This window comes from Micromonospora sp. NPDC049107 (genome assembly GCF_040648595.1).
In the GTDB taxonomy this organism is placed as follows: Bacteria; Actinomycetota; Actinomycetes; order Mycobacteriales; family Micromonosporaceae; genus Micromonospora.
In genome coordinates this window covers 55,985-76,329 of sequence record NZ_JBEZEC010000006.1, presented here as the reverse complement: position 1 = coordinate 76,329, position 20,345 = coordinate 55,985, and the positions used below count along the sequence as shown (strand labels likewise).

The 20,345-nt window shown below is 68.6% G+C and carries 18 protein-coding genes; 11 read left to right on the top strand and 7 right to left on the bottom strand.

All coding sequences use genetic code 11. The features are described from left to right. Positions 1–11 precede the first annotated feature (11 nt). The 3 genes from AB0B55_RS16210 (at position 12) to AB0B55_RS16200 (ending at position 3,479) form a co-directional block, all read left to right on the top strand. Entirely contained in the window at positions 12–1,076 is a 1,065-nt protein-coding gene (locus AB0B55_RS16210; protein ID WP_357172057.1) for an aldo/keto reductase, read from the top strand. A 47-nt stretch (positions 1,077–1,123) separates the two neighbouring features. After that, positions 1,124–2,356, top strand: coding sequence for a vanadium-dependent haloperoxidase (locus AB0B55_RS16205; RefSeq protein WP_357172056.1), 1,233 nt, complete (start codon positions 1,124–1,126; stop codon positions 2,354–2,356). Positions 2,357–2,417: 61 nt separating this feature from the next. After that, the gene (locus AB0B55_RS16200) at positions 2,418–3,479 is read left to right on the top strand and encodes an LLM class flavin-dependent oxidoreductase (RefSeq protein ID WP_357172055.1); all 1,062 of its coding nucleotides are present in this window, start codon (positions 2,418–2,420) and stop codon (positions 3,477–3,479) included. Positions 3,480–3,680: 201 nt separating this feature from the next. Here AB0B55_RS16200 and AB0B55_RS16195 read toward each other — a convergent pair whose 3' ends face one another. From AB0B55_RS16195 to AB0B55_RS16180, 4 genes are all read right to left on the bottom strand, one after another. After that, positions 3,681–9,848 (bottom strand): RHS repeat-associated core domain-containing protein, encoded by a 6,168-nt coding sequence (locus AB0B55_RS16195; protein ID WP_357172054.1) that lies wholly within the window; start codon positions 9,846–9,848, stop codon positions 3,681–3,683. 412 nt (positions 9,849–10,260) lie between these two features. Next, positions 10,261–10,758, bottom strand: coding sequence for a DUF3237 domain-containing protein (locus AB0B55_RS16190; RefSeq protein WP_357172053.1), 498 nt, complete (start codon positions 10,756–10,758; stop codon positions 10,261–10,263). Continuing rightward, positions 10,755–11,222, bottom strand: a complete 468-nt coding sequence (locus AB0B55_RS16185; RefSeq protein WP_357120946.1) for a MarR family transcriptional regulator — start codon at positions 11,220–11,222, stop codon at positions 10,755–10,757. The genes AB0B55_RS16190 and AB0B55_RS16185 overlap by 4 nt, the downstream gene beginning before the upstream one ends. Beyond that, positions 11,219–12,457, bottom strand: coding sequence for a flavin-dependent oxidoreductase (locus AB0B55_RS16180; RefSeq protein WP_357172052.1), 1,239 nt, complete (start codon positions 12,455–12,457; stop codon positions 11,219–11,221). The genes AB0B55_RS16185 and AB0B55_RS16180 overlap by 4 nt, the downstream gene beginning before the upstream one ends. Positions 12,458–12,695: 238 nt before the next feature. Here AB0B55_RS16180 and AB0B55_RS16175 point away from each other — a divergent pair, with 238 nt between their 5' ends. From AB0B55_RS16175 to AB0B55_RS16145, 7 genes are all read left to right on the top strand, one after another. After that, positions 12,696–13,670: an ABC transporter substrate-binding protein gene (locus AB0B55_RS16175; RefSeq protein WP_357172051.1), complete on the top strand. Its 975-nt coding sequence runs from the start codon at positions 12,696–12,698 to the stop codon at positions 13,668–13,670. 7 nt (positions 13,671–13,677) lie between these two features. Then, positions 13,678–14,448: an ABC transporter permease gene (locus AB0B55_RS16170; RefSeq protein WP_357120936.1), complete on the top strand. Its 771-nt coding sequence runs from the start codon at positions 13,678–13,680 to the stop codon at positions 14,446–14,448. Further along, positions 14,445–15,260 (top strand): ABC transporter permease, encoded by an 816-nt coding sequence (locus AB0B55_RS16165; RefSeq protein WP_357120933.1) that lies wholly within the window; start codon positions 14,445–14,447, stop codon positions 15,258–15,260. Before AB0B55_RS16170 ends, AB0B55_RS16165 begins: the two co-directional genes overlap by 4 nt. Next, the gene (locus AB0B55_RS16160) at positions 15,253–16,053 is read left to right on the top strand and encodes an ABC transporter ATP-binding protein (protein WP_357120930.1); all 801 of its coding nucleotides are present in this window, start codon (positions 15,253–15,255) and stop codon (positions 16,051–16,053) included. The genes AB0B55_RS16165 and AB0B55_RS16160 overlap by 8 nt, the downstream gene beginning before the upstream one ends. 177 nt (positions 16,054–16,230) lie before the next feature. Further along, on the top strand, positions 16,231–16,956 hold the full coding sequence (locus tag AB0B55_RS16155; RefSeq protein WP_357120927.1) for a sulfite exporter TauE/SafE family protein: 726 nt from the start codon (positions 16,231–16,233) through the stop codon (positions 16,954–16,956). A 10-nt stretch (positions 16,957–16,966) separates the two neighbouring features. Further along, positions 16,967–17,530 carry a hypothetical protein gene (locus AB0B55_RS16150; RefSeq protein WP_357120924.1) on the top strand — a complete coding sequence of 188 codons (564 nt, stop codon included), beginning with the start codon at positions 16,967–16,969 and terminating at the stop codon, positions 17,528–17,530. Positions 17,531–17,554: 24 nt separating this feature from the next. Next, positions 17,555–17,695, top strand: a complete 141-nt coding sequence (locus AB0B55_RS16145) for a hypothetical protein (protein ID WP_357120921.1) — start codon at positions 17,555–17,557, stop codon at positions 17,693–17,695. An 8-nt stretch (positions 17,696–17,703) separates the two neighbouring features. On the opposite strand, the gene AB0B55_RS16140 is transcribed toward AB0B55_RS16145, so the two are convergent. Together AB0B55_RS16140 and AB0B55_RS16135 are read right to left on the bottom strand one after the other, a co-directional pair. Further along, the gene (locus AB0B55_RS16140) at positions 17,704–18,084 is read right to left on the bottom strand and encodes a hypothetical protein (RefSeq protein WP_357120918.1); all 381 of its coding nucleotides are present in this window, start codon (positions 18,082–18,084) and stop codon (positions 17,704–17,706) included. A 206-nt stretch (positions 18,085–18,290) separates the two neighbouring features. Further along, the gene (locus AB0B55_RS16135; protein WP_357120915.1) at positions 18,291–18,743 is read right to left on the bottom strand and encodes a hypothetical protein; all 453 of its coding nucleotides are present in this window, start codon (positions 18,741–18,743) and stop codon (positions 18,291–18,293) included. Positions 18,744–19,129: 386 nt separating this feature from the next. On the opposite strand from AB0B55_RS16135, the gene cutA reads away from it, so the two are divergent. Continuing rightward, positions 19,130–19,372 carry a divalent cation tolerance protein CutA gene (cutA, locus tag AB0B55_RS16130; RefSeq protein ID WP_357122148.1) on the top strand — a complete coding sequence of 81 codons (243 nt, stop codon included), beginning with the start codon at positions 19,130–19,132 and terminating at the stop codon, positions 19,370–19,372. Here the strand turns inward: cutA and AB0B55_RS16125 are convergent. Continuing rightward, a complete protein-coding gene (locus AB0B55_RS16125) occupies positions 19,350–19,979 on the bottom strand; it encodes a hypothetical protein (protein WP_357120912.1) in 630 nt (209 codons plus the stop codon). The two genes, cutA and AB0B55_RS16125, sit on opposite strands and share 23 nt — an antisense overlap. Positions 19,980–20,345 lie beyond the last annotated feature (366 nt).

The following is a 20,345-nucleotide window of genomic DNA, read 5'->3' as shown; positions in this document are numbered from 1 at the left end:
AAGGAGAAGCCATGGTCGACCAACGACCCTTCGGACGCACCGGCGTCCGCATCAGCTCCCTGACCCTGGGCGCGATGAACTTCGGACAACGGGGCAACCCGGACCACGAGGACGGCATCCGGATCATCCACCGGGCTCTCGACGAGGGCATCAACGCCATCGACACCGCGGACATCTACTCCAACGGCGAGTCCGAGGAGATCGTCGGAAAGGCCCTCGCGGGCGGGCGGCGCGACGACGTCTTCCTGGCCACCAAGTTCCACGGCCAGGTCGGTGACAACCCGCAACACCGCGGCAACTCACGCCGCTGGATCGTCCGATCGGTGGAGAACAGCCTGCGCCGGCTGGGCACCGACTGGATCGACCTCTACCAGGCCCACCGGCCGGAGCCGGAGACCGACTTCGACGAAACCCTCGGCGCGCTCACCGACCTGGTACGCCAGGGCAAGATCCGCTACCTCGGCACGTCCACGTTCGAGCCGTCGGCGATCGTCGAGGGGCAGTGGATCGCAGAGCGGCGCGGCCGGGAGCGGGTGGTCAGCGAGCAGCCGCCGTACTCGATTCTGGCCCGCGGCGTCGAGCGCGAGGTGCTACCGGTGGCCCAGCGGTACGGGTTGGCGGTCATTCCCTGGAGCCCGCTGGCGGGCGGCTGGCTGTCCGGCCGCTACCACTCCGGCCTTATGGCGCCGATCTCCGGACGCGCCGAACGGCTTCCGGCCCGGTTCGACCCGACCCTGCCCGCCAACGCCGCCAAGCTGACCGCCGTCGACGAACTGCCCACGCTCGCCGACGAGGCCGGGCTCTCCCTCATCCACCTCGCGATCGCCTTCGTCCTCGAACACCCCGCGGTCACGTCGGCGATCATCGGACCGCGCACCCTGGCGCACCTGGAGTCACAGCTCGGCGCCGCCAAGGTGACGCTGTCCGAGGACGTGCTGGACCGCATCGACGCCATCGTCCCGCCCGGCACCACCCTGAACCCCGCCGATGCCGGCTACCAGCCGCCGTCTGTCACCGATCCGGCCAACCGCCGACGCGGCCGGACGACGCCTCACGCCGCCGGACCGGCCCGATGAGCAGCCGAGGCACGCCGCACCCATCCCACCCGAGGAGCCACCGCATCATGACCCTGTCCAGCCCCCGCGGCTGGCGCCGCGCGGTGGCGACGACCGCCGCCGCCGTCCTGGTCGCCGCCCTGCCCGCCGGTCCGGCCGCCGCCACCACGACCGACACCGCTCTGGCGTGGTACGACGCCACCGCTGCCGCCATCGCTACCGGCACCCGGCCGCAGGTCACCAACAACCGCGCGTGGGCGATCAGCTGGCTCGCTGCCGCCCGCGCCACCGGCACCGCGCCCACCGGAAACCCCCGCCACTACCGGGACGCCGCGCTCGCGTCCGCCGTCCACACCGTGCTGAGCGTCCTGATTCCCGAGAATGCTGCCGCGCTCGACACGGCACTGCGGACCACACTGGACCGGATCCCCGACGGGCGGGCCAAGGACCGGGGCACGTCCACCGGCCGTGCCGAGGCACGCTCGCTGCTGGCCCAGCGCATGGACGACGGGCTCGACCCCGCCTCCGTCAACCCGGCGTATCCGAACCCCGAACCGGGCCCTGGTCACTGGCAGCCCACCCCACCGAGCTTCTCCCCCGCCCAGCAGGCCGGAACCCGCTTCGCCCGGCCGTTCCTGGTCGACCGCGCGGACCGGTACCGGCCCGGTCCACCGCCCGTCCTGAACTCGGAGCGCTACCGGGCGGACCTCACCGAAGTCCGGGCGTACGGGGCGCTGGACAGCGCCGTACGCACACCGCAGCAGACCGACACGGCGACCTTCTGGCTCGGCTCGTCGCTGACCCTCTACACCGGGATCCTGCGCGCCGCGCTCGCGCAGTCCACCGGGCCGGTCGCCGGGCGGGCGAGCCTCGTGGCCATCTTCCACGTCGCGCTCGTCGACACCCAGATCGCGACCTCCGACGCCAAGTACGCCTACCTCAGCTGGCGGCCCGTCACCGCCATCCGCGCCGACGCGGGCGGCGACCCCGCCTGGACGCCGCTGCACACCACGCCGGCGCATCCGGACTACCCGAGCGGACACAACACCTACTCCGGGGCCGCCGAGCAGGTGCTCACCGCCCTGCTGGGGCCGCAGGCCCGGGAGCCGTACACCATCACCAGCCCGAGCCTTCCCGGCGCCACCCGGACCTACCGCGACTGGCGGCGACCCACCAGCGAGAACGTCGACGCCCGGGTGTGGTCGGGCATCCACACCCGGACCGCGGACGAGGCCGGCGTACGGCTCGGCCGCGACGTCGCCGCGCACACGCTGCGCAACGCGCCACGGCTGTTCCGCTGACCGAACCCACCGGGGCGGGGCGGCTGTCGCCGTTCCGCCCCCGAAGCGGGGAGACCCTCTGATGAGCCTCGAGTTCCTCTGGTACATCCCGAACCAGGTCCAGCCCGGCCACCGCGGCGACGACGTGACCGACAACCACAACAGCCTGGAGACCCTCACCCACCACGCCAGGGCCCTTGAGGAGCACGGGTGGGGCGGGGCGCTCATCGGGACCGGCTGGGGCCGGCCCGACACCTTCACGGTGGCCACCGCGCTCGCCGCCCGGACGACCACGTTCCAGCCGCTGATCGCGATCCGGCCCGGCTACTGGCGGCCCGCCAACTTCGCCTCCGCCGCCGCGACCCTCGACCACCTCAGCCAGGGCCGCACGCTCCTCAACATCGTCTCAGGCAAGGACGATCTGGCCGCATACGGCGACGGCGAGAGCGACCCGGCCCACCGCTACGCCCGTACCCGAGAATTCCTGCAGATCGTGCGCAAGCTGTGGACCCAGGAGAGCGTCACCTACCAGGGTGAGCACTTCACCGTCACCGACGCCACCCTGGCGCTGCGACCGGTCGTCCGGGGCGAACGCCACCACCCCCGGCTCTACTTCGGTGGCGCCTCCCCCGCCGCCGAAGAGGTGGCCGCCACCGAAGCCGACGTCCAGCTCTTCTGGGGCGAGCCACTCGACGGCGTGGCCGATCGGATCGAGCGACTCAAGCAGCTCAGCGAGAAGCTGGGACGTGAACACGCGCCGCTGGAATTCGGGCTACGGGTCACCACACTGGTGCGAGACACCACCGAGCAGGCCTGGGCCGATGCCGAAGCCAAGGTTGCCGCCATGGCCAAGGGCGTCGGTGTCGCCCGCGACCACAGGTGGCGGACCGCCGTCGGCCAGCGCCGCCTGCTCGACCTCGCCACACGCGGCGAGGTCCTCGACGACAACCTCTACACCACCCCCGGCAGGTTCGGTGGCGGCGGAGCGGGCACCACCTGGCTGGTCGGCTCCGCCGAGGACGTGGCGAACTCGCTGCGCAAGTACCAGCGGCTCGGCGTCACCCACTTCGTGCTCTCCGACACGCCCTACCTTCGCGAAATCACGCGCCAGGGCGACGAACTGCTGCCACTGCTGCGCACCTGAGCTGCGGGACGCTTCGACGACGGCGGTGTCGCCGCGGCCGAGGAGGAGCCCGGTGGAGGATGTCGTCCGATGCCAGGGCGCGGACCAGGGCATCACCAGCGCTCGGGCCGCGGTCGAACGCGCGAGCTTGGCCAACTGGCGCTGGGAGTTGCCGGCGGGACCGGCAACTCCCAGGCGTCACGGATTCAGTGAAGCGGTCCCTCAGCCGATAGGCCCTGCGGGTTCGCGCCAGTTGCTGTAGTAATTCTCGACCCATTGCCGGACCAGAAACCACTCCGTATATTTCCGGGCCTTGGTGCCGCTCCGGTACGTGGTCACCCAAAGCTCCCGAGCTTGGTGCTGATACGTCGTCTCGGTTCTGGTACGCGTCTGGGTTATCGCCCTGGGCATCACCGTCTTGCCACGAAGCAGACAGCTACCGATTCTGGTAGCGATGGCACCGCTCGGGCATCGATACACTGTCCGCCGTTGGGTGTACACCCTTGCCTGGGCGACGATGCGTTCCGCCCGGTAGATCTCCACACTCTTGATGTTCGGCCCAAGGAACGGGATGTATCCGAACACCATCTCAGCCCGATCTTCCCAGTCGTACGGTGCCTGGTACGGGCGGGTCGGGGCTATGTACTGCGTCGTCTGCTTCGAATACTCGAAGACTTCCTCGGTGCCTCCCAGGTCGGTCTTGTTGACCGGGTCCCCGCTGCAGTAGTCGTAGGCGTTGGCACTCCCACCGGAAACCGGATCGACCTGGAGGAACCGGCCCGTGGCCGGGTTATAGAGGCGCGCGCCCATGAGGACGAGTCCGGCCAGGGCGTCCGCGGAACGCTGCTGTGCACCCAGCCACCCGTACCGACCCGGCGTGGCGGAGTTGTCCCGCGGCAGCCCGTACTCAGTGTGCTCGGTGTATGACTGGACGCCCGCGGCGTTGACGGTGTTGTCGCTGGTGGCGACGACATCGCCATGAAGGTTGGTCAACTGGAGCGTGGACGAGCCGTTACTGGTCTGGATGGCGGCCAACCCGGCGAGCCCGAGGATGTTGCGGGTCCAACTGCCGTCGGCCTCGGTGATCCAGGCAGGGCTGTCGTCGCTGCCAGAGTAGTGGTTGGTCACCGTACCCGACCCGGGGCCGCCATTGGTGGTCATCGTCTTGATCCGGCCCGCTGGGTCCAGCGTGAAACTGGCCGTCCGATCACCCTGACTGAGTGAGGCGACCAGGTTGTTCGCGTAATAGGTGCTGGTCAGGTCGGCGCTGCCCGCCGCGTGAGCGGCTGGCACCCTGGTGGTCCGTCCAAAGTCGTCGTACTCGTATCCGGGGTTTGTCAGGCGATCGGCTTGGTCGTAGTCGTACGTCTGAATGCGTGGGTCCGTCGCGGTGCTGCACGTGCCGCCGCTTCCCGCCGGGTAGGTGGCCATGCGGGTGCGGTTGCTGTTCACGGTGAAGGCGTAGGTTCGGGTGGTGCACAGGCCAGCGAAGGTGTCACTGACCTTGGTCAGCCGGCCGGCGGCATCGTACTGGAATTTCTGTTCGCTGCCGCCGGGGCCCTGCTGCGTGGTCGTGCGGGCGAACCCGTCCGGCACGGCGCTGAAATTCAGCCATGACACGTTGTCCTTGACATAGCTGAGCGCAACCGGCCTGCCGGTGCTGTCGTACCGGTGGCCTGCGGTCAAGCCGTTGGGATACTGCTCAACGGCGAGTCGCCCGCCCGCGTCGTAGGCGCCGACAAAATCGCCAACTCCGTCGTTGTGGCTTCTCACCAGCAGTCCACGGCGCTCCGTCCGACCTGCGGCGTCCGTTCCGTCGTAGGTAAAGGTCGTGGTCGCCTTGCCGTCGTTGGACGTGGCGATCTGGCCATCAATGGTGAATGTCGCGCTGGCCACGTTGCCGGTGGAGTCGGTGGTCGAAACCGCGCGACCGAAGGAATCGTGTGTGATGACGACACTGTCGGAGCCGGATCGGTTACCCGTTGAGAGTCCGGTGCTCACGTCGTACGTGTACACGTTCTCCGGCACGGTCACGCCTCCGGAAGCGGATGGCGTGACGACGACCGCCGACTTGACCAGCCTCGCGGCGTTGTCGTAAGTGAACGTGGTGGTGCGGGTCGTCGACCCCACGTTCTCGGTAGCCGTGGTACTGCCACCGTAATAGTCATAAGCCATCGTCCGCACGGGGAGTGGCTTTCCGGTGTCGGGCTGGCCTGCCGGCGCCGATCGGCAGAGCAGCCCGGCCCAGTGTGGCTTGTTGCCACACGCGGCGACGGTCGGGTGCGCTCCGACGGTGTAGTAGCTGATCACCGTCGTGGCCGCGTCCGCACCCGAGGACCGGGGCAAGCGTTCCTCCACGACCCTGCCGTGGATGTCGTAGCGGGTTCGTTTGACGATGTCGACCTGGCCGGCACCAAGGACAACCTTGGTCGTGGTCGGCCTGAACAATGTCCACCCCGACGGGTCGCCCGACATGACGGGGTCGTATTCCAGCTTGCTGATGGCGACGTCTTGGGCGCTCGGCGAAGCGGTACCGTCGAGAACGGCTGGCCCCGACGACGCGGTGGTCGGTAGGCGGTAGTCCTCGTGCGACAGGGGCCTGCCTTCGTCGTAGCTGTTGGTAAGCCGCAGCCGCGCGGACACCGTTGCGCCGGACACCAGGGCGACGAGATGGGCCGGGCCCTCCTGGCTGACCAGGTTCCCGTTGTCGGCGTACACGGTGACGTTGGCGAGCAGGTCAGCTCGCTCGGCGGAGGAGGGGCGTCCAGCGGTGTAGGGGTCTGTGTCAGGTGTCGGTGCCAGCGCCGCTGCGCGGGCAGCGGCGCTGAGCGACCAGGTCACGTTGCCCTTGCCGTCCCAGCGTGCGGTGTCTATCTGCCAGGCGCCCGCGCCGAAGCTTGCCGTGTTGACCGTGCGTCCGTTCGCGTCGTAGTAGCTGAGCTGGCTGTACGACCAGTCCGCGGCGACGGGCCGGTACGCCCCGTCCGTTCCCCTCGGCGGTACGTGCGAAGGTCGGAAAAGGGCGCCAGCGGCTCGGGGCAGATCAACCGTCTGAGCCCACTTGGCCGTCTCCGTCGCCGAAAGCTCCACCGGCCCACCGGCGCCCCCGATGGGAACGTCGTAGGCGACCGCCCAGGTGGGGTCCACCGCACCCGCTTCCCGTTGTACGTCGGCGATGCGGCCCGTGTTGTCATACCGCATGCGCCACGGTGCGAGACCCGGTGGAGTGACCTCGCTGACCCTGCCGTCCGGCGTGTAGGCGTACCCGGTACTGAGACCGGTCCGGGGATCGGTGACTCGCCGCAGGTGGCCGGTCGAGTCGTACTTGTAGGTGGCCAGGACGGTGGTTTTCATGGCCGAGCCGGTGGGGTCGTAGGCGGTGAAGCTGACCTGCTTGGCTTGACCGGCGATGTCTCCCCAGCCGGAGTCCACGCCACTGGCGGTGGTGCTGGTCGCGTAGCTGATGCTCAACGCCCGGCAACCCGGTTTCAACGTGGTGGAACAGACGACACCGGGCTCGATCTGGGCGACGACCCTCGTTAGCCTGCCGTCGGCGTCACGGGAGTAGTTGCCGAGAGTTGTTCCGCCGGGCAACACGATCTTGGTTACGACCCAACTGCCCTGCTGGGTGAAAACGGTCTTCACCCCGTTGGCGCCAACGTGCGTGTACTGCGTGTCGGAGTCCTTCACCAGCCAGCTGTCGCTCGCCTCGCCGACGCCGACCAGCTTGCTCGACCGCGGGCTGGCGAGGTACGTGAGAGTCTCCCCGGACGGGCCGTCGAGTACAACGTTGCCGCTGGACTGTTCGGTCAGCTGGAAGTCGACGACCTCCGACTCCGCGCCGGAGAACGACGCCGTCCAGCCCGGACCGAACACCTTCTTCTCCCGGCTCCGCCCGTCGAAGGCGTCATCCTGGTACGGCTTCAGCGACACGTGGGTACGCTCGACCGTCATCCCAAAGACCTCGGCGTCGGTGTCCGCGACGGTGTAATCGCCGGTGGTCATGGCCACTTTGCCCGGGCCCAGGCTGCCGACAGAGTTCGAGATGCCGAAGCCCGACGTTTCCAGCGTGACCGAGACGCCGGCGGTGGTGCATGCCTCGGCGCCACCGCCGCTGAAGCACGCTCGCACCTCGACCCAGGTGTAGAGGCCGCCGAGTGTCTTCGCGACGTTCCAGGTCAGGCCGGGGAAGTTCCTGCTGGTGTCGCTACGGACGTTGGGCCAACCGGTCAACGGGCTGGTCGAGCCCGGCACGTTGACGTCCTTCGACGGAATAGGCACATAGTCGTAGTACGGGTTGACGCGGTACTCGTACCGTACAGCGGTACGGGTGGGTGGCGCCGAAGCCGCCAGGCTGACGGCCTGCTGGGTGCGGTCCTCATGCAACGGCGAGGTCATCGCGCCGATTCCGTAACCGAACGAGTAGGACACCGGCGGCGAGGTGTTACCGGCCGCATCCCGTGAGCGTACGTACAGCGTGTGCCAGCCGTCGGGCACGAGGACGTCGATTCCGATCCCCTTCTCCGTCGGATCGGGTCTCAGTGGTATCTCGCCCACGGTCGGCGTGCCGGGGTCGTCCAGCCCCCACTTGTATTCCCTGACATCGCTGGCGACGGACTTCACAGAGCACGGGACTGCCTCGTCCACGGAGCGTAACCGCCGGTTCCAGCTGTCCCTGGACAGTTCGGGGCAGGTGACCACCGGCGGATCCGGCACGACCGCGTCCACGGTGAGCAGGCTCCACGCCGACCAGTCGGAGTATTCGAGGCCGTCAAAAGCACGAGCACGCCACCGCGATCGCGTACCGTCGAACAGCACCCCGCCGGGCACGATCACCTTGGCGTCCGAGCCGCTCTGCACTCCGTCGACGGCACCGGACCAGAGCTGGCCGGTGCCCTGACCCGCGGCCGGGTCACGTTCGACCTGGAACTCGGCCCGCAGCGGACCGCCCTCGGCGTCCTTCACCGCCGCATACAGGGTGGGAGTCGTCGTCGATGTGAAGGTCCTGCCGTCCCCCGCGCTGATCGGCGCGGCCCGTACCGCGCCGGTAATCGGGGTCGACCCATACGTCACCACCAACTTCGGCGGCTGCGCGCCGGCACCTTGCGCCTCGGTGGACTGGAACGCGCGGGCGTACGACCTCTCAAGGTAGACCGGCCATTCTTCGGTCAGCCGCAACATGACGCCGTGGTTTGGTGCTCCCGCGGCCCACGCGTTGGCGATGTCGGTGATCGGCCAGATCCAGGATCCCGCTGGCGACTGCCCTGCCGAGCAGGGCCCCGGCTCCTGCGCCTGCTGCTCCCCCGCCGTGGTGGTGGCGGGCAGGGTTGACCAGTTGTAACTCCAGTCCCCCGTGATGCGCTGCGCCTTGATGGTCAGGCCCTCGACGCAGCCGCCGCCTCCTGAGCCGGCCGCATTCAACTGCAGCTTGGCATCCGTAATCGTCTTGCCGACCAACCCGCTCGTCTCAAAGTCAACCAACACGCGCGAATACGATCGCCCGGACTGACCGCCGCTGGTCATGTCGTGCTGGCCGACGACGACCGCGTCGCCGTCGGAGTTGTAACCGCCGCCCGTTCCGGGACCGGGAGAGAAGACGGTGACGTCGTCGTTCACGGCGAGTGTGGTGGTGGGATCGACGGTGACGGGGTACGTGGTGCTCGGATTCGCGAGGAAGGCCGCATCGGGCTTGAGCTCGAGGAACTGCTGGCCGCCCCGACTTATCACGTCGGCTTTTACGTTTGCCCGACGTTGAGGGCCTTTCGCCCACCCCTGCCGCTCGCCACTCGACCTTGGCGAGTCGAACATGAATGGCGGGTGGGCACGCGCGACCTGTTTACCCTTCGCATCGGTCAACGTCAGCCCTCCGGCTGGCGTCCTGGCCATGGTGAGCCCGTTCGTCCGCACCCGCAGCGCGAACGTGACCGGCGCCGACGGGCGCTGCCGGATCACCACGTCATGACGGAAGCCAGCTGGCAGTGCGGTAACGACAAGATCCGCTCCCGGTCCCGCCGCATCGACGTAGACCGATCTAGCACCCTCGATTCGCGGCACTGGCAGCGCCGTCGGCCAGTACAGGGCCAGTGACTGCCCACGACCGTAAGTCATCTTCGCCAGCGCAGCGCTACCACCACCAGCGGAAATTTCGACGCCGCCGACTGCCGCCGCCGGCTTGAACACGTCCCCGTCCCGCCTGAGGACGGTGTCGATCGGGATCCAGCCGTCACCGCGGCGGACCCGGGCCGGGCCGCTCGTGGTTTCGGTCGTCACCGTGGAGTCGGGGTTGGCATAGGTGATGCTGTACTCGGTCGTCTCATCTCCGATAATCACCCGACTGCCTTGCAGACGGGCAGTGAGCGCGGCGGAGACCCGGTCCGGGCGCTGCGTCACCGCCGTTGCCTTCGTCGGGCTGGCTACCTTCTCTCGGGGCGCGGCGTGGACAGCCCCACTCGACGCTCCTGTCAGTACCAATAGGCTCGCCACGGCCGCAGCCGCCCATGTCAACCGATTCCTCATGATGCTTCACTCCCGCGCATTCGTCCGGCCGAATGTTCGACAGCGTCGATCCGGTCAACCGCGACCGCAAGACCTTCTGACCGTCCCGAACAGACCGCTTGTGTCCGGCCAGGTCAGAGGCGCGTCCCGGACTGTCCCGTACGGCCGGACCGTTGCGTCAGCATCGTTGGATCGCGTCAGCCAAGATCACATCTATGCGGCTGTGCCGGTAAACGGCGCGTGAGTCGCCTGACAGCGCGTGAGTCGCCTGACAGAAGGGCGGCGTCGCAGCCCTGGGCGGGAACAGCTACGTGACGCGGTAGGCGGTGTAGCGCACCCGGTCGGCCTCGCGGATCGCCGATGCCACGAAGACGGACTGCTCCAGGACGGCCAGCGCGGGCACGGACGTCTCCAGTCGTACGCCCAGGCGGAAGTAGTACTCGGACACCTCGACGGCGTCGCCGCGCAGCAACGCCTCGAGGACCTCCGCGCGGCCGCTGCGGACGCCGAACGTCCGCAGGTAGACGTGACCGCCGTCGGCGGTACGCGCCGAGTAGCGCGTGTCGATCTCGATCGCGCCGTCGGGGCGAACGACCTGCCAGTCGGCGCCGCCGGGCAGGATGTCGGCCTCGAAGAGGCCGGTGACCCGGCCGCCGACAACAGGCACCACGCGACGGTGACCGGCACGGGTCATCCCGTGGTCCTCCAGCGCGCCGAGGCGCACCTCCACCTCGAACGCGGACTCCAGCCCGGGAACCGGCGGGGCGGTCACGGCGTCCCGACCGGCGGCTCGGCGCGTACTCATGGAGTGTCCTTGACGTGCGCGAGGGCGTCGCGGAGGCGTTCCAGCGCGGGCACCGCGGCGGCGAGGGCCGCGCGGTCCGCCGCCGGCAGGGTCGCCGCGGCGCGGGCGACCAGGTCTCCGCTCGCGAGGTCGAAGCGGTCGAACAGGTCGCGGGCCTTCGCGGTGGCGAGGACGTCGACGTGGCGGTGGTTGCCGGGACGGGGGCGACGCTCGACGAGACCGTTGCCCTCCATCGCGGTGAGCAGGTTGCTGACCGTGGATCGGCTCAGGCGCAGTCGCTCCGCCAGTTCACCGGGGCCGGCCACGGTGCCTCGGGGCAGGGCCCGCACGATCTCGATCTGCGCGTCCGGGATCTCCGGCAGGTGCTCGGCGGCCCGGGCTGCGGCCAGCAGCGTGCGGCGCAGCGGCGAGATCACCGACGCCAGTCGCGCCGCGTCCAGTTCGGTCGGCTCCGGGCCGGTCACGACAGGACGCCCGGGACGGCCGTCGGCGTCAGGGAGGCTCGTTCGTTGAGGTCGGCGGGGAGGAAACCGGCCGCCTTCTTGTAGCCGGTGGCGATGGCGGTGAGCTCCTCCGGTCCGATGACGTCGTGGATGTGCGTGAACCCGTCCGGCGCGCGCTCGTGGGCGAGCACCATCACCTGTTCCGGGCCCTGCCGCCGGTTGCTCAGCACCAGCGCGGTGGTCGCGGGCCGCCGGTCCGCCTCGTAGGCGTCGAGCGCCGCCCGGACCGTCGGCGCGGTGGCGAGGTGCAAGGCGAGGGTACGTGCGTCCAGGATCGCCTGCGACGCCCCGTTGGAACCGTTCGGATACATGGGGTGGGCCGCGTCGCCGAGCAGCGTGGTGTTGCCGTGGGTCCACGTGTCGATCGGATCGCGGTCCACCATGGGGTATTCGAGGATCTCGTCGGCGGCCGCCAGCAGTTCCGGCACGTTGAGCCACGCGAAACGCCAGTCCGCGAAGAGCGAGACGACCGGCGCGGGGTCGACCGTCCGGTTCCAGTCCGCGTTGGGCCCGGCGAAACCGGGCCCGCGCCGCTCGGCGACGACGTTGATAAGGCCGGCGCCGATCGGGTACGCCACGAACTTCTGCTCCGCGTCCCCGGCCATGATCATGGTTCGCCCGTCCAGGAATCCGGGTGCCCGTGCCGTCCCCCGCCACAGGGTCAGCCCGTTCCACAGTGGCGCCCCCTCGCCGGGCCGATGGTGGCGGCGCAGCGCGGAGTGGATGCCGTCCGCTCCGACGATCAGGTCACCAGCGACGCCCACCTCCCCCGCCGCCGTCTCGAAGTGCGCGACGCCGTCGCGGACGCCGACGAGCCGGTGCCCGGTGCGCACCGCGTCGGCGCCCAGCCGTTCCCGTACCACGGCGAGCAGTTCCATCTGGAACCGGCCGCGGTGCACGGAAAGCTGCGGCCAGCGATATCCGGCGTCCAGTCCGCGTGGCTCGCTCCAGATCTGCTGACCGTAGCGGTTGTAGTAGGCAAGCGTGCCGGGTGCGGCGCCCAGCCTTTCCATGCGTTCCCCGAGACCCAATTCGGCCAGCTCGCGGACGGCGTGCGGGAGCAGATTGATTCCGACGCCGAGTGGGCGCAGCGCGGCGGCGCGCTCGTAGACGGTGATCTCACGGAAGCCGGCCCGGTGCAGGCTGAGCGCGGTGGCGAGGCCTCCGATGCCAGCTCCCACGATCACGATTGCCACGTCGTCGCCCTCTCCGCCCCACGCCACCAACCGCACAGTTTGGTGACAAAATCGTCGGCCGTCAAGACGTGTTCACATCGCCATCGGACCACTCGCACCGCTCTGCGATTCGGCCTTTAAGAATTCTTGACAATCAATCGCTGCTGCATGACGCTGATCGACGCGGTCGGATGCTTCCGGCACTCCGTCGACCCCACTTGTCAGGCTGCACAAGCGCTGCGCACGGAAGGGCCCGTCCATGAAGAAGGTCACCGCCCTCGCTGTTCTCGCCGGCGTCGTGATCGCCCTGACCGGCTGCACGGATTCCGATGCCACCGATCCGTCCCCCGGGGCGAGCGGCGACCTGCGGAAGGTCCGCGTGGCGGCGCTGCCGATCAGCGAGACCGCCGCGCTGTGGGGCGGCATCAAGGCGGGCATCTTCCGGGAGCAGGGCCTCGACGTGGAGGTGGTGCCGGCACAGGGCGGCGCCCAGGCCATCCCGGCCCTGATCAACGGCGACATCGACTTCGCCATCGGCCAGCCGTTCGGCCCGTTCCGCGCCGATCTGCAGAACCTCGGCGTGGTGATCATCGGGAACTACGCGTCGTCCTACGCCGACGGCGACGACATCAACGCCGTGGTGGCGTCCGCGAAGTCCGGTATCACCCGGCCGGCCCAGCTCGCCGGACGCAAGGTGTCGGTGAACAGCCTGGGCGCCGCCGGCGATGTCACGATCATGGCAGCGGTCGAGAAGGACGGCGGCGATCCCACCAAGGTCAAGTTCGTCGAGGTGGCTTTCCCGGACGCACCGGCCCAGCTCGCCGCCGGCACCATCGACGCCGCCTGGGTGACCGAACCGTTCATCACCCAGATGCGCAAGCGCGGTGACGTCCTCGTGGTCGCTCCGTACCAGGCCACCGTTCCCGGGCTCACCACCCTGACCACGATCACGTCGAACAAACTGAAGGACTCCGACGCCGAGCTGATCGCGGACTTCTCGGCGGCGATGAAAAAGACGCTCACCTGGGCCAAGGATCCGGCGAACGAGAAGGACCTCCGCCAGGCCATCAAGGACAACCTCGAACTGCCGGAGCCGGTGGCGGACTCGGTACGGCTCCCGGCATTCGGGTGGGAGCTCGACCGGGCCGGCCTGGAGCAGCTGGCGACGCTGGCCCAGAAGTACCGCGTCCTCGACCGGCGACCCGACTTCGACCGCCTCATTCAGCAGCAGTAGCCGACCGATGCGCAAGATCCTGCTGGGCGCCGTGGGTCTGCTGGGGTTCCTCGTCGTCTGGCAACTGATCCCGACACTGGGACTGGCCGACCCGCACGACCTGCCGTACGCGACGGACGTGTTCGGGTGGCTGTTCCAGGAGGTCCGAGACCTGGCGTTCTGGCGGCGGCTCCGGCTCACCATGACGTCCTGGGCAATCGGCCTGACGGTGGCGACGCTCGCCGCCGTCGCGCTGGGGACCGTGGTCGGGATGGTGCCGTTCCTGCGTCGCGCCACGCACACGACAGTCGAGTTCCTGCGGCCGGTGCCGTCGGTCGCGCTGATCCCCCTCGCCGTGCTGATGTTCGGCCTGCAGATGCGCGCCGCACTCGTCATCATCGTCTACGCGGCGTTCTGGCAGGTGTTCGTGCAGGTGATCTACGGCGTCGCCGACGTCGACACGGTCGCCCGGGACACCGCGCGGAGCTTCGGCCTCACCCGCTACGAGCGGCTGCGGTATCTCGTCCTTCCGACCGCTCTGCCGTACCTGATGACCGGCCTGCGCCTCGCCGCGACGGTCGCGCTCATCCTGGCCGTCACCGCGGAGATGGTGATCGGTAACCCCGGCCTCGGACGCATGATCGAGCTGTCGCGCTCCGCCGGGGACGCCGTCGGCCTCTACGGCCTCGTCGTGGTCACCGGGCTTCTCGGCGTGGTGGTGAACGTCGTGTTCCGCTTCGCCGAACGCCGCTCGTTGGCCTGGCACCAGTCGGTGCTCGCGGACGAGGCAACCCGATGACCGCCCTCGGGGCGGGCAGGGCCGCCCGGCGCGGCCTCGGCGTCCGGGTCGCCGAGGACGTCCTGTACGCGGTCGGGCTTCCCGTCCTGGCCGTGGGGCTCTGGGCCGTCTGGTCCACCCGGTCGGCCAACCGGTTCCTCGTCGGCCCCCGCCCGCTCCTCGACGCGTTCCGGCAGACCTGGATCGGCCCGGCGTTCGTCGACGACGTGCTGCCCAGCGTGTACCGGCTGCTGGCCGGCCTGCTCGCGTCGATCGTGCTCGGCGTCGCCGGGGGTGTCCTCATCGGCCGGTTCCGCCCGCTACGCGAGATCCTCGAACCGCTGCTGGAGTTCTTCCGCGCGATTCCGCCACCGGTGCTGATTCCGGTCGCGATGCTACTGCTCGGTATCACCGACACCATGAAGGTCGTCGTCATCTCCTCCGGCGCGATCTGGCCGATCCTGCTGAACACGATCGAGGGCGTCCGGGCGACCGACAGCGTGCTGCTGGAGACCGCCGACTCGTACCGGATCTCCCGGTGGGAACGGGTGTGGCTGCTGATCCTCCCGGCGGCGAGTCCGCGCATCATGACCGGCGTACGGCAGGCGCTCTCGGTGGCCCTGATCCTCATGGTCATCTCGGAGATGTTCGCGTCCTCGGCCGGCCTCGGCTACCGGATCGCCTACTTCCAGCGGAACTACCTCATCGCCGAGATGTGGAGCGGCATCCTCCTGCTCGGCCTCATCGGCGTCCTCCTCGCCGTGGCCTTCGGCGTCGTCGAACGCCGCGTCCTGCGCTGGTACCACGGAATGAGGGAGGTCACCCGTGCCTGACGCGAGTCCGCTGCTGCGGGTCGAGCACCTGCGCAAGGTCTACGCCTCCGGCCGGGGCGAGGTCGAGGCGATCGGGGATCTCAGTTTCACCATGATGCCCGGCGAACTGCTGTGCGTCGTCGGCCCGTCGGGCTGCGGAAAGACCACCCTCCTGAAATGCCTCGCCGGACTGCTCCGGCCCACCAGCGGCCTCGTCACGATGGAGGGATCTCCGGTGACGGGCCCGAGCCCGGCGATGGCAGTGGTGTTCCAGGAGTACGGCCGCAGCCTCTATCCCTGGCTCACGGTCCGGGGCAATGTGGAGCTTCCCCTTCGACACCAGAAGCTCTCCCGCGCCGAACGCGACCGGAGGGTCGCCGACGCCCTTGACGCGGTCGGACTGCCGCAGTCGGCACGCAGCCATCCGTGGCAGCTCTCCGGCGGGATGCAGCAACGGGTGGCCATCGCGCGCGCCATCGCGTACCGGCCCGAAGTGCTGATCATGGATGAGCCGTTCGCGGCGGTGGACGCACAGACCCGCGCGGACCTGGAGGACCTCGTACGCGACCTGCACCTGAACCGCCGCATCTCCACTGTCTTCGTGACGCACGACATCGACGAGTCCGTGTATCTGGGCCAGCGCGTGCTCGTCCTGTCCCACTCGCCGACCCGGGTGCAGGAAGACCTCGTGATCGACCTCCCGCCAGAGCGCGATCAGCTCACCACCCGGGCGCTGCCCCGCTTCACCGAGCTGCGGACCCACGTCTACGCGCAGATCCAGCGGGCGAAGCGTGCGCCGGCCTCGGCACCGTGACGCGCCCCGCCGACCCCGGCAACGCCTATTCCCGCCGGCCGGCGACCGGGCCGCCCGGGCCAGTGCGGGTTTTGGCGCGGTACAGGCGGGCACCGGGCCGATCCCTCGCGATGGCCAGACTCCACGCCCAGATGCAGGAGCCATAGCCGACGACGATGAGGATGGCAGGCTCAGCTGGTGCACGAGCTGTTGGTCCTGACCACCGCGTCCGCCGCCGCGTTCATCCTGGCCGTGCTGTCCGCGGTGGCCGGTTTCGGCGGTGGGGTGCTGCTGTTACCGGTGTTCACCGCCCTGTTCGGGCTGCGCGTGGCCGTGCCGATGCTGACCCTCACCCAACTGTCCAGCAACGCCTCCCGGGTCTGGCTCAACCGCCACCACCTGCGCTGGCCCTTGATCGGCTGGTTCGCCGTCGGCACCGTCCCCTTGTCCATCGCCGGCGGGCTGCTGCTGGCCCACGCCCCCCTCGGCCCCCTCAAGCGCCTGCTCGGCGTGTTCCTCATCGGCGTGGTCATCTGGCGGGGCCTCACCCCACACCCCCGCAAACCCCGCGACCGGACATTCGCCGCCGTGGGCGCGGCCTCCGGCCTGGGATCCGCCCTCCTCGGCTCAGTCGGCCCGCTGACCGCCCCGTTCTTTCTCGCCTACGGCCTCACCCGCGCCACTTACATCGGCACCGAAGCCGCCAGCGCACTCACCATGCACCTCTCCAAAATCGCCGCCTATGGCGCCAGCGACCTGCTCACCCGCACCGTGCTGCTCTACGGTGCCGCCCTCATCCCCGCCACCCTCGCCGGCGCCTGGGTCGGCAAGAAGGTCGTCGGCCGCATCAGCGATCGGCTGTTCGTCCTATTGGTAGAAATCGGGCTACTCGCCGCCGGCGCACTGTTCCTCGCCGGCCTGTGACTCCCGGCCGGTGCAGCTGGTCCGGGTTGTGCCACCGTCGGGCAACCTGACCGTGGCCCAGCAGCAGGTGTGGCTCGGTCCCACCCTCGCCGGCACCCCGGTCACAATCTGGGTCGACACCGACCGGCTGCACGTCCTGACCGCCGACGGCGCCCGCATCAAGTCCAGCCCATCAAGGCTGTCCCAACGCGATCTCGCCCGGCTCCTGGCCGAGGGCGGTGCACCGGCCGGACCGCCTCCGTTGCCGCAGCCCGAACCACGGACCACCGCCGTCGAGGTCGACCGGATCGTCAACGCCTGCGGCGGCATCAGCATCGCCGGCCGGCAGATCAGCGTCGGCATGCCACTCGCCGGTCAACGGGTCCGGATCCGCCTCGACGGCATACTCCTGCACGTCATCGACGAGGCCGGGCAGCTGCGCCGCACCTTGCGCTGTCCACTACCGCCCACCGCGCTCGGCCGCATCCGCGACGCCCGCCCAGCGTCCGCAGTCCCGCCGCCAGCGGCCATCCCTGAGGTGGAACGGGTCGTGTCCAGCAACGGCAGCATCCAGGTCGCGGGGCAACGCATCTAGGTCGGCAAGGTCCACGCCCGCAAGTTGGTATCCGTCGCCCTCGACGGGCACACCATCACCGTCTACGACGCCAACACTCCGGTCGCGGCCGTCCCCCGCCGCAGCACCACCAACCTGAACCGCACCAAGGCGCACCACCACATCACCCGACTGGCTGAGACATGAGCCTGAGGTTAGGCGGAGAACCACCCCACGGCCGAGGCGCGGCGGTAATCCGGCCGGCTCGCCCACGCCTGGCTCCACGCTCGCTCCTGCGTCGAGTCGAGACGTCCGTGCCGGGCGGCGTCAGCGTTTTCGCCCAGCAAGCGGTGCAGCGCCGACGCCGCCTCGACGTCCATTGCGCTGATCTCGTGCAGGACATACCGCCGGGGACGACGGTCGAGTGGATAGACCCCCGCGAACCAGAACTCCCGCCCATCCCACCGGGCCAGCCCGTCGATCGCTCCGTCGTAGAAGTCGTCGCACCACAGAATCTCGACGCCGGACAGCTCGACCAAACCGGCCAACACCGACTCCTCGTGCATCAGTAGGTCTCCGTCAGGTTCCTCAGGCACACGCAAAACCTAGCCTTTCTGCCTCCCGGCGCTGACCAGCCTTACCGTCGACAGCAGGCACCAGACCTATTCGATCAAGGCCCTGCGTGAAGGGTCCTGCGACGCCGCTTCGTCAACCATCGTGGGAGACCAGGCAAAACGCAGCAGCGCGTCCTCCGTCGGCTGATGTGCGGCACGCGTCCGCCAGGTGATCTGCGGCATTCACTCTACTCAACGGGGTTTTGGCGATTTCTTAAACCAGAATGCAGCAGCCCGGCCGCAATCACCACAAAGGAAACGCCGGGGATTATAAAGATTGTTGCACCAACAGGCGTGCGATGAATTCTATCCAAGCCGAGCGTCAAGAATAGGATGCCTGGAGCGAGCGCGGACATGCCCGCAGCAAAGAAGACTCTAGGAACCTTCCTGGCAAAACCCGACGTCCGGGAAGCAAAGAACATTGCCACAAAGGACGTCGCCGTGAGCACCGCCGCGAGTATCGATGCCGATAGAGTTAGGGCGGCTGGCGTTCGGCGAAAGAGACCCACAGCCGCGCCAGCAAGGTAAATCGCAGGCGCTGCAATAATGCCGCCTAGGACATTGACCAAAACATCACGGCCGAACTTGGCAAGCTCTTTTCGGCGCTTGTTCGCTACGGTGCCAATCGAATCGTCATCCACGACGGCATCGTAGCCAAATCTTCTCGGCTGGATAGCCCGTGCCAACCCGTGCACGGGTGCTGGCGATGTGCATCCTCCGGCGATCGTCTGGCATGCCATCGACGTCCTGAGGCTGAGGGATGGTGAGGTGCGCTCGTTCAACGCAGGCAGAATGGCTTACGTGACGAACCCTGATCCAGACGCGGAGTGGTGGACGACGTCGGAGGTCGCTGAGTACCTCGGCGTCCAAGTCGGCACCGTGAGTTCCTACCGGAACCGCGCCAGATGCCGGAGCCTGACAAGACCCTCGGCCGGACCCATCTGTGGCGTCCGCGAACGATTACGTCCTGGCATGAGGGTCGGCCCCGGCTCGGAAGTCGCGCCGCTGACGTTGGCAGCGGGCAGCCCTGGACAGTCCCTTCACCGGCGAAGAGTGGCAGCTCCTCCTGAAGACGCACGCCCAGCGCTTCGAGGATCTACGAGCCTTCCTCCAAGACCATCACCCTTGGCAGAAACTCGTGATCGCGGCCGTGCCGATCGTGATGAGTTCGGACGAATATGCCGCTTGGGTCAGCCGGACCCTCCTGCTGGACGCTGGCGCCGTAGGGGCTACGCCCCGGCGCGCGCTCAAACACCTCTCGCACTCCTAGGGAGGATGCGTTTCAGTGCAGGCCTCTTGCGCTGTTTCCACTCGCGCGGTGCCGTGCGCCCGGGCACACCGAGCTCAGCCCGCACCGCGTCGTTGAAGATCACACTGGCCTTGCTCAAGGCATCGCTGTGAGCAGAAACGACCTCTCTCAAAAAAGCCAGCGCCTCTTCGGGTTCGTCCTCCAGTGATGCAACAAAGGCTTCGCGGTCCTCCGCGTCAAGTGACTCGACATGTGCACTAAACTCTTTGAGGACATCACCAAGACAACAAAATGCGGCCGCCCATGCGCCCACGGCGGCATCATGCACGAGCGTGGTCGAGATCAGCCTTGTCCTGTTGGTCATGTCATACATGGGCCTGCCATGCTCGAAACCTAGATCCACCTGTTTAGGCCCGTACTTCAGGAAGTCGGAAAGCTCATTCCGGAACGTCTCGAATGCGTCTGTGAACTCTAAGTAGAGCTTGAGGCGTTCGGCGTGCCAGCGATGCAGATCCTCGCGTTTCGCCTTCCACCGTTCGTTGGCCGTGACCACAACCTGGCCGACGAGGACACCGGCAAGAGCCATAGCACCGGATAACGCCGGCACCGCCCACCAAGACGACGTCATTAGCCCCAAACCCCGGCGGTTAAGTCCTGCAACACTGCTCCGACGGACCCCGATGTTGGCACACCGAGGCAAGTTCCGCCTGCTAGCCAGCCCGTCGGCCTTCGGCCGCACCTTGGTGGAGTGGGTGGGGCCTGCCCGGACGGACGGTGTCGGGATGGCGCCAACCATCCTGGAGTGCCTGAGGACCCCGCCGGAGGCTCGCCCTGGTCGTCGCCTTCAACATCGGAGCCCCGGATCTGCCACTCACCATGGCGGCCCGGGGCTTCTTCGTATGTCGCGTCGCCAGCGGGGCTGCAACCGTTCGGGGTGCGCCTCGTGCGATTGCGCTAAGAGGCGCGGGGTCCCCGATCGGCGACCGGTCGGTCG

Coding starts and splice junctions, on each gene's coding strand:
- AB0B55_RS16175 (WP_357172051.1), top strand. CDS start 12,696: ATGAAGAAGGTCACCGCCCTCGCTGTTCTCGCCGGCGTCGTGATCGCC.
- AB0B55_RS16190 (WP_357172053.1), bottom strand. CDS start 10,758: ATGAGTACGCGCCGAGCCGCCGGTCGGGACGCCGTGACCGCCCCGCCG.
- AB0B55_RS16170 (WP_357120936.1), top strand. CDS start 13,678: ATGCGCAAGATCCTGCTGGGCGCCGTGGGTCTGCTGGGGTTCCTCGTC.
- AB0B55_RS16205 (WP_357172056.1), top strand. CDS start 1,124: ATGACCCTGTCCAGCCCCCGCGGCTGGCGCCGCGCGGTGGCGACGACC.
- AB0B55_RS16125 (WP_357120912.1), bottom strand. CDS start 19,979: ATGACGTCGTCTTGGTGGGCGGTGCCGGCGTTATCCGGTGCTATGGCT.
- AB0B55_RS16210 (WP_357172057.1), top strand. CDS start 12: ATGGTCGACCAACGACCCTTCGGACGCACCGGCGTCCGCATCAGCTCC.
- AB0B55_RS16165 (WP_357120933.1), top strand. CDS start 14,445: ATGACCGCCCTCGGGGCGGGCAGGGCCGCCCGGCGCGGCCTCGGCGTC.
- AB0B55_RS16200 (WP_357172055.1), top strand. CDS start 2,418: ATGAGCCTCGAGTTCCTCTGGTACATCCCGAACCAGGTCCAGCCCGGC.